The 14,510-nt window shown below is 69.2% G+C and carries 6 protein-coding genes; 4 read left to right on the top strand and 2 right to left on the bottom strand.

Translation table 11 applies throughout. The features are described from left to right. The first annotated feature begins 495 nt into the window (after positions 1-495). Positions 496-3,291 carry an aconitate hydratase gene (locus AB0A61_RS28145; RefSeq protein WP_361297950.1) on the top strand — a complete coding sequence of 932 codons (2,796 nt, stop codon included), beginning with the start codon at positions 496-498 and terminating at the stop codon, positions 3,289-3,291. Between the two features lie 102 nt (positions 3,292-3,393). Here AB0A61_RS28145 and AB0A61_RS28140 read toward each other — a convergent pair whose 3' ends face one another. Continuing rightward, positions 3,394-3,867 (bottom strand): carboxymuconolactone decarboxylase family protein, encoded by a 474-nt coding sequence (locus AB0A61_RS28140; RefSeq protein ID WP_361297947.1) that lies wholly within the window; start codon positions 3,865-3,867, stop codon positions 3,394-3,396. A 451-nt stretch (positions 3,868-4,318) separates the two neighbouring features. On the opposite strand from AB0A61_RS28140, the gene AB0A61_RS28135 reads away from it, so the two are divergent. Further along, positions 4,319-7,633: a GH92 family glycosyl hydrolase gene (locus AB0A61_RS28135; RefSeq protein ID WP_361297944.1), complete on the top strand. Its 3,315-nt coding sequence runs from the start codon at positions 4,319-4,321 to the stop codon at positions 7,631-7,633. Between the two features lie 106 nt (positions 7,634-7,739). Here the strand turns inward: AB0A61_RS28135 and AB0A61_RS28130 are convergent, their stop codons facing one another. Further along, entirely contained in the window at positions 7,740-11,537 is a 3,798-nt protein-coding gene (locus tag AB0A61_RS28130; RefSeq protein WP_361297941.1) for a GH92 family glycosyl hydrolase, read from the bottom strand. A 457-nt stretch (positions 11,538-11,994) separates the two neighbouring features. Here AB0A61_RS28130 and ngcE point away from each other — a divergent pair, with 457 nt between their 5' ends. Both ngcE and AB0A61_RS28120 read left to right on the top strand, forming a co-directional pair. Next, positions 11,995-13,437, top strand: a complete 1,443-nt coding sequence (gene ngcE / locus AB0A61_RS28125; protein ID WP_361297938.1) for an N-acetylglucosamine/diacetylchitobiose ABC transporter substrate-binding protein — start codon at positions 11,995-11,997, stop codon at positions 13,435-13,437. Positions 13,438-13,582: 145 nt separating this feature from the next. Continuing rightward, on the top strand, positions 13,583-14,509 hold the full coding sequence (locus tag AB0A61_RS28120) for a sugar ABC transporter permease (RefSeq protein WP_361297935.1): 927 nt from the start codon (positions 13,583-13,585) through the stop codon (positions 14,507-14,509). Position 14,510: the final 1 nt, after the last annotated feature.

Here is a 14,510-nt window from a genome sequence, read left to right as displayed (position 1 = left end):
TCGTGGTTGATGTGCCGAGCCTGTGATCAACACGACGGAGGCGGAGCCCGCGCGGCAGCGCCGGGCCCTCGACCGAGTAGCGGGCCCGCACCGGCCCGTACGGCGCTCAGAAGGGCACCGGGTCACCAATCCGTGTGTGGCGCAATGCCGTCCCGGTATTCATAACCGCACAGCCTAACCCACCGGGCAAAAGCCGTCGCCGCGCCGGGTTGGGGGCTGACCTCGATGGAACAGCTCGGTTCGAGGGGTGCGCGGGTTCGGTTTCATGCGGCCGCGACGTAAACGCCTCGACTGGATGAGAGCGGTCAGGTGGGCCGGGCATGACCATCCCGCCCCCATGTACTAGAGTTATCTCGACATCGAGATATCTGCCCGGGCGCACCGCAGCCGCCATTTAGTAAGGGTTACCTAACTTAGCCTTACCTTAGCGGATCGGCCCAGATGCCGTGGCGGCAGGATCGTGGTGGTACGCGCACATCAATGAAGGAGACTGTCGTGTCGGCGAACAGCTTCGACGCCCGCAGCACGCTGCAGGTGGGCGACGAGTCGTACGAGATCTTCCGGCTTGACAAGGTCGAGGGCTCGGCCCGACTGCCTTACAGCCTGAAGGTCCTGCTGGAGAACCTGCTCCGCACCGAGGACGGCGCGAACATCACCGCCGACCACATCCGCGCCCTCGGCAACTGGGACTCCCAGGCCCAGCCGTCGCAGGAGATCCAGTTCACGCCGGCCCGCGTGATCATGCAGGACTTCACCGGCGTGCCCTGTGTCGTCGACCTCGCCACCATGCGCGAGGCCGTCAAGGAGCTCGGCGGCGACGCGGCGAAGATCAACCCGCTCGCCCCGGCCGAGCTGGTCATCGACCACTCCGTCATCGCCGACAAGTTCGGCACCAACGACGCCTTCAAGGTCAACGTCGAGCTGGAGTACGGCCGCAACAAGGAGCGCTACCAGTTCCTGCGCTGGGGCCAGACCGCCTTCGACGAGTTCAAGGTCGTACCCCCGGGCACCGGCATCGTCCACCAGGTGAACATCGAGCACCTGGCCCGCGTCGTCATGGTCCGTGACGGCAAGGCCTACCCCGACACCCTGGTCGGCACCGACTCGCACACCACCATGGTCAACGGCCTCGGCGTCCTCGGCTGGGGCGTCGGCGGCATCGAGGCCGAGGCCGCCATGCTCGGCCAGCCGGTCTCCATGCTCATCCCGCGCGTCGTCGGCTTCAAGCTCACCGGCGAGCTGCCCACCGGCACCACCGCCACCGACCTGGTGCTGACCATCACCGAGATGCTGCGCAAGCACGGCGTGGTCGGCAAGTTCGTCGAGTTCTACGGCGAGGGCGTCGCCGCCACCTCCCTCGCCAACCGCGCCACCATCGGCAACATGTCGCCGGAGTTCGGCTCCACCGCCGCGATCTTCCCGATCGACGACGAGACCCTGCACTACCTGCGCCTGACCGGCCGCTCCGAGCAGCAGGTCGCCCTCGTCGAGGCCTACGCCAAGGAGCAGGGCCTCTGGCTGGACCCGCAGGCCGAGCCCGACTTCTCCGAGAAGCTCGAACTGGACCTGTCCACGGTCGTCCCGTCCATCGCCGGCCCGAAGCGCCCGCAGGACCGCATCGTCCTCGCCCAGGCCGCCGAGCAGTTCGCCAAGGACGTCCTCAACTACGTGGAGGCGCCCGTCGCCGAGACGCCGGCCGCCGCCGCGTCCGTGGTCGACGAGGCCGGCGCCGAGTCCTTCCCGGCCTCCGACGCCCCGGCCTACGGCCACCAGGAGAACGGCGCCGGCGCCCCGCAGCACGGCCAGGGCACCGGTGCCGTACCGTCCAACCCGGTCCAGGTCACCGCCCCCGACGGCACGACCTACACCCTCGACCACGGTGCGGTCACGGTCGCCGCCATCACCTCCTGCACCAACACCTCCAACCCGTACGTCATGGTCGCCGCCGCCCTGGTGGCCAAGAAGGCGGTCGAGAAGGGCCTGACCCGCAAGCCGTGGGTCAAGACCACCCTCGCCCCGGGCTCGAAGGTCGTCACCGACTACTTCGACAAGGCCAACCTCACCCCGTACCTGGACAAGGTCGGCTTCAACCTCGTCGGTTACGGCTGCACCACCTGCATCGGCAACTCCGGCCCGCTGCCGGAGGAGGTCTCCAAGGCCGTCAACGATCACGACCTCGCGGTCACCTCGGTCCTCTCCGGCAACCGGAACTTCGAGGGGCGTATCAACCCCGACGTCAAGATGAACTACCTGGCGTCCCCGCCGCTGGTCGTCGCGTACGCCATCGCCGGCTCGATGAAGGTGGACATCACCCGTGACGCCCTGGGCACCGACCAGGACGGCAACCCGGTCTACCTGAAGGACATCTGGCCCTCCGAGGCCGAGGTCAACGACGTCGTCGCCAACGCCATCGGCGAGGACATGTTCGCCAAGTCCTACGAGGACGTGTTCGCGGGCGACGCCCAGTGGCAGTCCCTGCCGATCCCGACCGGCAACACCTTCGAGTGGGACCCGGAGTCGACGTACGTCCGCAAGCCCCCGTACTTCGAGGGCATGGCGATGGAGCCGGTCCCGGTCGAGGACATCGCCGGTGCGCGCGTCCTGGCGAAGCTGGGCGACTCGGTCACCACCGACCACATCTCCCCGGCCGGTGCCATCAAGGCCGACACCCCGGCGGGCCAGTACCTCACGGAGCACGGCGTCAAGCGGGCCGACTTCAACTCCTACGGCTCCCGCCGCGGCAACCACGAGGTCATGATCCGCGGTACGTTCGCCAACATCCGCCTGCGCAACCAGATCGCGCCGGGCACCGAGGGCGGCTACACGCGTGACTTCACGCAGGAGGGCGGCCCGGTCTCCTTCATCTACGACGCCTCGCAGAACTACCAGGCCGCCGGCGTCCCGCTGGTCGTCCTGGCCGGCAAGGAGTACGGCTCCGGCTCGTCCCGCGACTGGGCCGCGAAGGGCACCGCGCTGCTCGGCGTCAAGGCCGTCGTCGCCGAGTCCTACGAGCGCATCCACCGCTCGAACCTCATCGGCATGGGCGTCCTGCCGCTGCAGTTCCCGGAGGGTGCCACGGCCGAGTCCCTCGGCCTTACCGGCGAGGAGACCTTCTCCATCTCCGGCGTCACCGAGCTGAACGAGGGCACCACGCCGCGCACGGTCAAGGTCACCACCGACACCGGTGTCGAGTTCGACGCGGTCGTCCGCATCGACACGCCCGGTGAGGCCGACTACTACCGCAACGGCGGCATCATGCAGTACGTGCTGCGCAGCCTGATCCGCAAGTAGGCGGCCCGGTCCGCCCGCGGGTGGACCGGTTCACGGGCTCAGGGCCGCATCCCCGGCACGAGGGGGTGCGGCCCTTCCCGTTTCCCGTTGCTCGCCGTCCCGTCAGCCGAACTGCCCCGGCTGGTAGTCGCCGGCCGGCTGCTGGACGATGACGTTCACCCGGTTGTAGGCGTTGATGACGGCGATCAGGGACACCAGAGCGGTGAGCTGCTCCTCGTCGTAGTGCTTGGCGGCGTTCGCCCAGGCCTCGTCCGTGACGCCACCGGCGGCGTCGGCGATGCGGGTGCCCTGCTCCGTCAGTTCCAGGGCGGCGCGCTCGGCCTCCGTGAAGACCTTGGCCTCCCGCCAGGCGGCGACCAGGTTCAGCCGCACCGAGGACTCCCCGGCGTGCGCGGCGTCCTTGGTGTGCATGTCGGTGCAGAAGCCGCAGCCGTTGATCTGGCTGGCGCGGATCTTCACCAGCTCCTGCGTCGCGGCCGGCAGCGTCGAGTCCGAGACGACCTTGCCGGCGGAGTTGATGTGCTTCAGGAGCTTGGCCGCGAGCGGGTTGCCGAAGAGGTTCAGGCGGGCATCCATGGTGGGCTCCTCCGTCGTCATGTGGTGGTTACACATCCCTGACGGGGCAGCCGGACGCGATGTGACACGGCCACATGTGACCCGCGTCACTCCAGGCGGTGGGCGGCCTTGCGAGGGCCGCGGCCGGTGGCCGCTCCGGGCGGACCCGGTGGCCAAGCCGACGGCCACCGGGTCCGCGAGCCGGGCGGGCAAGGGGGGGAGGTGCCCACCCGGGTGGTGCTGGCTTGTGGTCGGCTGCGATGCGACAACGTTGTCTTGATGGTCTGTACATGACTCTAGCGTCCCAACAGACAACGATGTCAAGTGACTTCGCGCCAGTCCGCCCATGTGGGTGCCCATGTGCCCGCGCACTCGAACGCGGTCTTCCGTGCCACCGCCGGGGCACGCTACTGTCCCTGCGGCTTGTGCGACCTGTGGTGCGCGACCCGTCCGAAGGAGGAGGGGCCGCGTCATGCGTTTTCGCCCCACGTCCCTGCTGCTGGCCGCGCTGCTCGCGGTCGGTGGCTCCCCCACGGCCGCCCGAGCGGCGACCGCCCAACCCCCCGATCTGGTCAGGGATCCGACGACGTACGTCGATCCGCTGATCGGCACCAGGAACGGCGGCAACGTCTTCCCCGGCGCCGTCGTCCCGTTCGGCATGCTCTCCTTCAGCCCGGAGAACACCCGCGGCGACGCCACGAGAACCGCCGCGCCCGGCGGCTACCAGTACGACGCCACCCGGGTCCGCGGCTTCAGCCTCACCCACATGTCCGGCACCGGATGCGCGGGCGGCAGCGGCGACATCCCGTTCTTCCCGTACGCCGGAGAGGTCACCTCGTCGCCCGCGAGCGACACCAAGGACGCGGTCTACGCCGCCGACTTCCGGCACACCGACGAGACCACCGGGCCCGGCCACTACAAGGTGGGCCTGTCCTCCGGCGTCACCGCCGACCTCACGGCGACGGCGCGCACCGGCTCGGCCCGCTTCACCTACCCGGCCGGCAAGCCCGCGTCCTTACTGATCCGCACCGCCAACTCCGAGGTCGGCTCCACCGACTCCACGGTCACCATGGACCCGGCCAGGCGCACGGTCTCCGGCTCCGTCACCTCCGGGAACTTCTGCGGATACCTCGACCCCGAGGGCCGGCGCGCCTACTACACCCTGTACTTCACCGCCCGCTTCGACCGTCCCTTCAAGACGACCGGCACCTGGCAGGACGACAAGCTCACCCCCGGCGCGACCTCGGCCTCCGGCGGCACCGGCGGATTCGCGAGCGGCGGACGGCCGGTGGCGGGCAAGGGCGCCGGCGGCTACGTCGAGTTCGAGCCCGGCACCGGACCGGTGGGGGTCAAGGTCGGCATCTCCTACGTCAGCCGGGCGGGAGCCGAGGCGAACCTGGCCGCGGAGAACCCGCCGCAGCGCTCCTTCGACTCCGTGCGCGAGGCGGCCCGGCGCGCCTGGCACGACCGGCTGGGCGCGATCAGGGTCGGCGGCGGCACGGACGACGAGCGCACCACCTTCTACACCGCGCTCTACCACGCCCTGCTGCACCCCAACGTGATCAGTGACAGCGACCGCGGCTACCGCGGCAGCGACGGCAGGGTGCACCGGGTGGCCCGCGGGCACCAGGCGCAGTACGGCACCTTCTCCGGCTGGGACGTCTACCGCGACCAGGTGCAGCTGCTGACCCTGCTGAGCCCGCGCACCGGCTCGGACGTCGCACAGTCGCTGTACGAGCTCGCCCGGCAGAACGGCGGCGTCTGGGACCGCTGGCTGCACGGGGCGGGCGGCACCCACGTCATGAACGGCGACCCCTCGCCGACCGCGCTGGCCGGGATCCGAGCCTTCGGCGGCACCGACTTCGATCTGCGCGGTGCGCTGGCCTCGCTGGTGAAGGCGGCGACGGTGCCCACGCGGCAGGACCTGTCGGCGGCGGGCAAGCCGGTGCTGTCGGTGGGCCAGCGTCCCTCGCTGGACAAGTACCTGGCCCACCATTACATGCCGTCCGTCTCCAACGCCTGGGGCGGTGCCGCCGAGACGCTGGAGATGTCGGCGGCGGACTTCTCGCTCTCCCAACTCGCCGCCGCGGCAGGGCAGAAGAACACCGCGGCGACCTTCGCGCGGCGCGCCCAGTGGTGGCAGAACAACTTCGACATCGCGGCCGACCCTCTCCCCGGCTCGCGGCTTCCCTCGGGCAAGGGGGACCCCCATGGCGGCTACATCGCCGACCGCCGGGCCGACGGCAGCTGGGTCACCGGCTTCACCCCGGACACCGGCAACGGATTCGTCGAGGGCACCGCGGCCCAGTACACCTGGATGGTCCAGCACAACCCGGCGGGTCTGTTCGCGGCGATGGGCGGCCGGGACCGGGCACTGGCCCGCCTCGACGCCTTCTTCCACAACGCCGACGGCAGCTGGGCCCTCACCGGCAGTGGCGGCGACAAGTCCGAACTCGACAACGAGCCCTCGATAGGCGTCCCGTACCTCTACGACTACGCGGGCGCGCCCCACAGGGCGCAGGAGACCGTCCGCGCGGCGATGAAGCAGCTGTGGTCGGCGCAGCCGGGCGGCATTCCCGGCAACGACGACCTCGGCGCGATGTCGTCCTGGTACGTCTTCTCCGCGCTCGGCATGTACCCGCAGGTGCCCTCGCGCGCCGAACTCGTCCTCGCCTCACCGCTGTTCGAACGGATCGAGATCTCCCGCCCGGACGGCAACGACATCTCCATCCGCGCCGCCGGAGCGGCCGCCGGTTCGCCCTACGTCCAGTCCCTGAAGGTCGACGGCCGCGCGAGCGACCGTCCATGGCTGCCGGCCTCCTTCGTGCGCGACGGCGGCCGTCTGGACTACACCCTCTCGGACACCCCGAACCGCACCTGGGGGAGCGCCGAGGCCGACGCCCCGCCGTCCTTCCGGCAGGGCGAGCAGCCGTACCAGATCGGCGTGGGCCCGACCACGGCGACCGTCGCGCCGGGCGAGAGCACGCGGGTCGTCGTCCGAGCGCTGTCGCTCGGCGGCGGCACCGGCCCCGAGGTGCGTTTCAAGATCGGCACACCGGCCGGTGTCACGGCGACCCCGACCCGGGGAACGGTGACCGGCGGCACGCAGGAGATCACCCTCACCGCGTCCCGGGACCTCGCGCAGGGCTTCTACGACGTGAAGGTGGCCGTCACCTCGGGCGAGTCGTCGTACGAGCAGCCCGTGGCGCTGACCGTGGCGGCTCCGGGCAGTCTGTTGGCCGCTTACAACAACACCGGCGTCTCGGACGACGACGGCGACCACGACGAGGCCGACTACGACGGCGGGGGCTGGAGCTACTCCCGTCAGGCCCTCGCCGCGGCGGGTCTGACCCCGGGCGGCCCGGGCGCGGTGGACGGCCTGGCCTTCTCCTGGCCCGCCTCGCCCGACGGCCGCCCGGACAACGCATCCGCCACCGGTCAGACCATCGAACTGGCCGCCCCGGCGGCGAAGTTGTCCTTCGTCGGCAGCGCGGTCAACGGCAACCGGCAGAACAGGGCGACCGTCACCTACACCGACGGCAGCACCGACACCGCCGACCTCTCCCTCACCGACTGGACCGTCGGCGGAGGCGGCGGAACCGTCCAGTACGGCAACGAGGTGGTGGCCACGACCACCTACCGCAACGTGGCAGGCGCGGACAAGGACCCGGTGACGACGTACGTCTTCGCCACCAAGCCCTTCGAGGCCCCGGCAGGCAAGCAGATCAAGAGCGTCAGGCTCCCGGAAGACACCGACCTGCATGTGTTCACGCTCGCCACGGGCTGAGCACGCGCGCTGAGCGACACGGCTGAGCAGTACCGCTGAGCAATACGAAGGGGCGGGCCTTTTGGGCCCGCCCCTCCGTCCTGCCACAGCTGTCACGCCCTCGCGGTCAGGCCAGCAGCTCCACCTCCGCCAGCGCCGACTCCCCGTCCAGGACCAGGCGGTACTTCTGGTAGGTGCCCGGGGCGGCGATGGTGAAGGGGCGGGTCTGCCGGTCCCAGGTGAAGGACTCGCCGGAGCGCCGGTCCACCGTCGTCCACGTGGTGCCGTCCGAGGAGGCCTGCAGGGACCAGCCGGTCGGGGCCCTGGTGTGGTCGGCCGACGAGGTCAGGGTGTACTGCAGCGCCCTAGTGTTCCCCTGGGTCGGCAGGTCCACCGTCGTCACCGTCGCGGCCGTCGCCGACGTGTTGTCGAACAGCGGCCCGTCGCCCTTGAGGACATCGGCCCGCGGGGCCGGCACCTTGTCGTCGGTCGTGATCGAGACCGGCGCCGCGTTCTTCCCGGTGCCCCACGAGGACGGCCGCGGGCCCATGTCGAAGTCCAGGACCCCGCCCTTGGAGATCAGGGAGTGGGGCAGCGATGTCGAGGTCCAGGCACGGCCGTTGAACCGCACTCCCTGCACGTACACGTTGGTGCGGCTGTTGCGGGGCGCCCTGACCACCAGGTCACGGCCGTTCTCCAGGTGCACCGTCGCCTTGGTGAACAGCGGGGAGCCCATGGCGTACTCTCCACTGCCCATCACCAGCGGGTAGAAGCCGAGCGCGGAGAAGACGTACCAGGCCGACTGCTCGCCGTTGTCCTCGTCGCCGTGGTAGCCCTGGCCGATCTCGCTGCCGACGTAGAGCCGTGAGAGCACCTCGCGGATCTTCGCCTGCGCCTCGTACGGCCGGCCGGCCGCGTCGTACATGTACAGGACGTGGTGGGAGGGCTGGTTGGAGTGCCCGTACTCGCCCATCCGTACGTCCCGCGCCTCCGTCATCTCGTGGATTACACCGCCGTAGGAGCCGACGACATCCGCGGACGCGGTCTCCGGCGTGGCGAAGTACCTGTCCAGCTTCCGGGCCAGCCCGCCCCGGCCGCCGTAGAGGTTGGCCAGGCCCCGGCTGTCCTGCGGCACGGTGAAGGCCATGCCCCAGCCGTTGGTCTCCGTGTAGTCGTAGCCCCACACGCGCGGGTCGTACCTGGCCGGGTCGACGCGCCAGTTGCCCTGGTCGTCCCGGCCCTGGAAGAAGCCGATCCCGGAGTCGAAGAGCTTGACGTAGTCCTGGGCGCGGTTGAGGAAGTACTCCGACTCCTCCTTGTAGTGCTTCTCGCCCGTCTTCCGGTACAGGGCCTGGCCCATCCTCGCGATGCCGTAGTCGTTGACGTAGCCCTCCAGCGCCCACGACATGCCCTCATTGGTGTCCGTGCTGGTGTAGCCGAGGAACGGCGCGGTGGCCATGCCCTTGCGGCCCACGCCCGACATCGGGGGCACGACCGTCGCGTTCTTCAGCGCCGCGTCGTAGGCCGCCTTCGCGTCGAAGCCGACACCCTTGATGTACGCGTCGGCGAACGCCACGTCCGACGACGTGCCGGTCATCAGGTCCGCGTATCCGGGGGAGGACCAGCGCGAGGTCCAGCCGCCGTCCTTGTACTGCTGCACGAAGCCGTCGACCATCTGCCCGGTCTGACCCGGGCTCAGCAGCGAGTACGCCGGCCAGGTGGTCCGGTAGGTGTCCCAGAAGCCGTTGTTGACGTAGACCTTGCCGTCGACGATCTTCGCGCCGGTGTGGGTGGGGGTGTCCTGACCTGGCATCGGTGAGAAGGGCGAGGCGTACTGGTCCCTGCCGCCGACCTTCTCGAAGCCCGAGTTGGGGTACAGGTACAGCCGGTACAGGCTGGAGTACAGCGTGGTCAGCTGGTCCGGCGTGGCGCCCTCGACCTCCACCTTGCCGAGCAGCCTGTCCCAGGTCCGCTGGGCGCGGGCCCTGACCGTGTCGAAGGAGGTGCCGGCCGGGATCTCCTGGCGCAGGTTGTCCTTTGCCTGGTCGATGCCGATGAGCGAGGTCGCCAGACGCAGGGTGACCGTGTGGTCGGCGCCCGCGTCGAAGCGGAGGTAGCCCTTGACGCCGCCGGCGGAGCCGTCCTTCACCGGCTTGTCGAACACCCCGTAGACGAAGAGGCGGGTCGCGCCCGTCGACAGGCCCGACTTCACGTCCGAGTAGCCGGTGACGACCCCGTTCTCCTTGTCGAGGGTGAGCCCGGCCTGTTCGGTGACGTTGTCGAACAGCACACTGGCGTCGGCGCCCGGATAGGTGAAGCGCAGCACCGCCGCATGGTCGGTGGGCGTCATCTCCGCCTTCAGCCCGTTCTCGAACCGCACCCCGTAGTAGTACGGGCGCGCGGTCTCGTTCTCGTGCCGGAAGGCGAGCGCGCGGGCCGTGCGGTCGGTGTCCGGCGTGCCGGAGGCGGCGGACGGCATCACCTGGAAGGTCTGCCGGTCACCCATCCAGGGGCTCGGTTCGTGGCTCGCGCTGAACGCCTGGATGGTCGGCAGGTTGTCGCCGTTGTTCGCGCGCGCGTACTCGTACAGCCAGCTCAGCGAGGACGCGTTCGTCACCGGGGTCCAGAAGTTGAAGCCGTGCGGCAGCGCGGTCGCCGGGAAGTTGTTGCCGCGCGAGAAGCTGCCACTGGAGTTGGTGCCGCGGGTGGTCAGCGCATAGTCGGACAGATGCGCCTTGGGTCTTTCGGGGGCGACCCGCCTGATGGCCACGTCGTCCAGCCAGCCCCGGAACTTCGCCGGCCCGGCGGGGGAGTCGTAGGCGAGGAGGATCCGGTCCACGGTCTTGCCCGCCGCGACCGACCCGATCCGCGAGACCACGTTGTTCCACTGGTTGACGTACAGCACCTTGGCCGCGCCCTGCGCCTGCGGGCTCAGGCCGAAGCCGTGCTGGTCCGTCGCGCCCAGTCGGCTCAGGTAGGTGCCGTCGGTGAAGGCCAGGTCGACGGCGACGTTCGTGGCGTCGTAGTCGCGGTCGCCGTCCGCCATGGACGGATAGACGCGGTACGACAGCTGGGTGTCGCGGGCGACCTCGACGTTCACGTCGAAGACCTTGTTGTACGAGTACGCCCGCCCGCTGCTCGTGTGCCGTCCGGCGTACCGCAGCGCCCGCCTGCCGGTGTAGCCGGCACCCGACTTCGCGGTGGGCGGGCCGCTCGGTCCGTGGTCGACCAGCGACAGCATGTCCTGCGGTGCCGGTGCACCGCCGCCGGTGGAGAACTGGACGTCGGCGAGCTGCAGGATGCCGGCGCCGTCGTTCTTCGTGATGTCGATCCGGAAGTGCTGGTACTCGGCCGGAGCGGCGAGGTCGTACGTCTTCGTCTGGAACCGCTGGGCGAAGGTCTCCCCGGAGCGGGTGTCGAGGGTCTTCCAGTCCCTGCCGTCGGTGGAGCCCTGGAGCGTCCAGTCCCTGGGGTCCCGTTCGGCGTGGTCATTGGCGGACGTGAGGGCGTACTTCCCCAACTTCACCGGTGCGTCGAGGTCGAACTCCACCCAGCCGGTGGGCTCGAAGGTCAGCCACTTGGTGCCCGACTCGCCGTCGACGAGGTTCTCCTTCACCTCGCCCCCGCCGGTGTTCTCCCCGCTCGCCCGGACGTCGGTGACGTGGTCGTCGACATTGCCCGGAATCCCGGTGCTGTAGCCGCCGTCCACGCCCGAGGCGCGCTTGCTGCCGTCCGGCGCGGTGTCGACCGTGTTCAGCCAGTTGGGCGCGGGATCTCCCGACTCGAACGAGGACGTGAACTCCCGGTCGGCCGCCGGGGCCTTGCCGGGCAGCGCGACCGCCGCCCCCTGGGAGCCCACGGCCATGACGAAGGCGGCCGTGATGACGACCGCCGGACCCCATCTGTGCCGTACTCTGCGCTGCATACGAGACGACCCTCCCTGCGCTCAGACAACGTTGTCAGCTCTCGTGCGCAAGGACCAGTAGGGAGGCAAGTGGTCTGTGATGTCAAGGGTGTTGAGCGTGGCATTCGGGCACAAAGTCGCGGATATTTCCGCCACGGAACGCACAGGCGGCTCACATTTCCGCGAGGTCTCAACTCGGAAAAGACCGACAGCCAACCTTGCATTCGATCTTGCTCCGCTGGCGGGAAGTGGACTATACCTGTCGGCGTCCGCCTAGCCGTTCGAGTGGCCGGAAGCGGGTCCGGGGGGAGCCGGAAAGGGTGGTTCGACGTGCGAAACGCGCCGGCCTCCTTGTTTTCCGGCCGATCCCGGTACATGACGCACGAAGCACTTCCTGCACGACCCTGCTTGACCTGACCGCGGTGCCGGGGAGGATCCGGTTCACCGCCTGAGTCCTGGAGAAGGCGAGGACTTGAGCATGGGATCCGAGAACCAAGGCTCCGCGGGCGTCGGCCGCCGCGATCTGATGAAGCGCTCGGCGGCGCTCGGCCTGATCAGCGTGCCCGCGGTGAGTTTCCTGTCCGCGTGTGCCAGCAGCGGCGGCGACGGCCAGGGGAAGGCCAAGGCGGGAAAGAAGACCGCGAAGAACCCCCTCGGCGTCAACGACACCGCGCAAATGGAATTCGTACTGTTCGACGGCGGATTCGGCAAGGAGTACGCGCAGGACGCGGTGAAGATCTACGAGAAGGACTTCCCCAAGGCGAAGGTGAAGTTCTCCGCCACCCAGAAGATCCAGTCGACGCTTCAGCCGCGCTTCAACCAGGGCAACCCGCCCGACCTCATCGACAACTCCGGTGCCGAGCAGATGGACATGGGCGTCCTCGTCGGCAAGAACCAGCTCGCCGACCTCACCCCGCTGCTGGATGCCCCCTCGTACGACGACCCCAACAAGAAGGTCCGGGACACGCTGCGTCCCGGCATCGTGGAAATGGGCCAGTTCGACGGCAAGCCGGTCTGGATCATGTACTACGCCTACACGGTCTACGGCGTCTGGTACTCGCAGAAGGCCCTGGACTCGCTCGGCGAGAAGTACCCGGAGACCTGGGACGAGATGCTCAAGGTCTGCGAGAAGGCGAAGAAGAAGGGCATGGCCGGCTGGACCTACGCCGGCAAGTACCCGTACTACCTCCCCTTCTCGCTCTACCCGATGATCGGCAAGGTCGGCGGCCGCGAGGTCCTCGACGCGATCGACAACCTCGAGCCCAACGCCTGGAAGCATCCGGCGGTCAAGGCCTGCTTCGAGGCCTACTACGAGCTCTACAAGAAGGGCTACATCCTCAAGGGCACGCCGGGCCTGGACCACATCCAGTCGCAGACCGCCTGGGCGCAGGGCAAGGCCCTGTTCATCCCGAACGGATCCTGGGTGGAGAACGAGTCCGCCAACGTCATCCCGAAGGACTTCAACCTCGCCGTCTCCGCGCCCAGCGGCCTCGACAGCTCCGACAAGATGCCGTTCGGCACCATCTGGGCGTCCGGCGGTGAGCCCTTCATCGTCCCGGCCAAGGCGGCGAACGCCGAGGGCGGCATGGAGCAGCTGCGCATCATGCTCAGCGAGGCGTCCTCCAAGAACTTCACGGCCAAGGTGAAGTCGCTGACCGCGTACAACGGCGGCACCACCGGCATCCCCCTCACCCCGGGCCTGAAGTCGGGCGTCGCGGCGCTGGAGAAGGCAGGCTCCAACGTGGTGAACCCGCGGCTGCAGGACTGGTACGTGCAGCTGCAGAAGGAGAAGATCGGGGTGGCCGGTCTCGGCGAGATGATGGCCGGCCGCCTCACCCCGGCGGAGGCCATCAACAAGATCCAGGGCTTCGCCGACGAGGCCGCGAAGGACACGTCGATCAAGCACTACAAGCACCAGTGAGGGTCCGTCACCAGGGCCCGCCCGGCGGACCGGGCCGGCGCCGGGCGACGGCGCCGGCCAACGCGGTCCGGACCCCGCGTCCTGGGCAGGATCGGCCGGGCGGGCCCTGGCGGCGACGCCCGCCCAGAGATCGGGGTCGGTAGCAATGCAGCACGGCAAGTACCGGTTCATCGTGGGGTTCCTGACGGTGCCCCTGGGGCTGTACGCGCTCTTCGTCGTCTGGCCGTTCATCCAGTCCATCTACTACTCGTTCACGGACTGGACCGGCCTGAGCCCCGACTTCAAGATGGTCGGCTTCGACAACTACACGAGGATGTTCCACGACGACATCTTCTGGAAGTCGTTGCAGCACAGCCTGCTGTTCGCGTTGCTGCTGCCACTGGTGACGATCAGTCTGGCGCTGTTCTTCGCCTTCATGATCAACGTCGGGGGGCGGCGCAGGAGAGGCGGGCCCGTGATCTCCGGCGTCCGCGGCTCCTCGTTCTACAAGATCGTCTACTTCTTCCCCCAGGTCCTGTCGATCGCGATCGTCGCCCTGCTGTTCGCCTTCGCGTACAACCCGGACAGCGGCGCGATCAACTCCCTGCTGCGCGGTATCGGCCTCGACGGCGTCCAGCCGCTGTGGCTGGGCGACCCGGGCCTCGCCCTGTGGTGCGTGATGGCCGTGCTCGTCTGGTCCACGGTCGGCTTCTTCGTGGTCCTCTTCTCGGCGGGCATGGCCTCCATTCCGGCGGACCTGTACGAGGCCGCGCTGCTCGACGGTGCCGGCCGGGCCACCACGTTCTTCCGGATCACACTTCCGCTGCTGTGGGACACCGTGCAGTCCGGCTGGGTCTACATGGGGATCCTCGCGCTCGGGGCGGAGTCGTTCGCGGTCGTGCAGATCATGACGACCGGGCCCGGCGGCCCCGACTACTCGACCACCGTCATGGTCCTGTACGTGTACCAGAAGGCGTTCCGTGACGGTCAGGCCGCCTACGCCACCACCATCGGCGTCGCCCTGCTCGTCGTCACGCTGGCCTTCGCCGCCGTCGTGATGCGGCTGGGCCGGCGCGAGCGGCTGGAGTACTGAT

Origin of the sequence: Streptomyces sp. NPDC046197 (genome assembly GCF_040646295.1) — a bacterium.
Classification (GTDB): Bacteria; Actinomycetota; Actinomycetes; order Streptomycetales; family Streptomycetaceae; genus Streptomyces.
The sequence above is the reverse complement of the archived record's forward strand: the minus strand, read 5'-3'. Positions and strand labels throughout refer to the sequence as shown.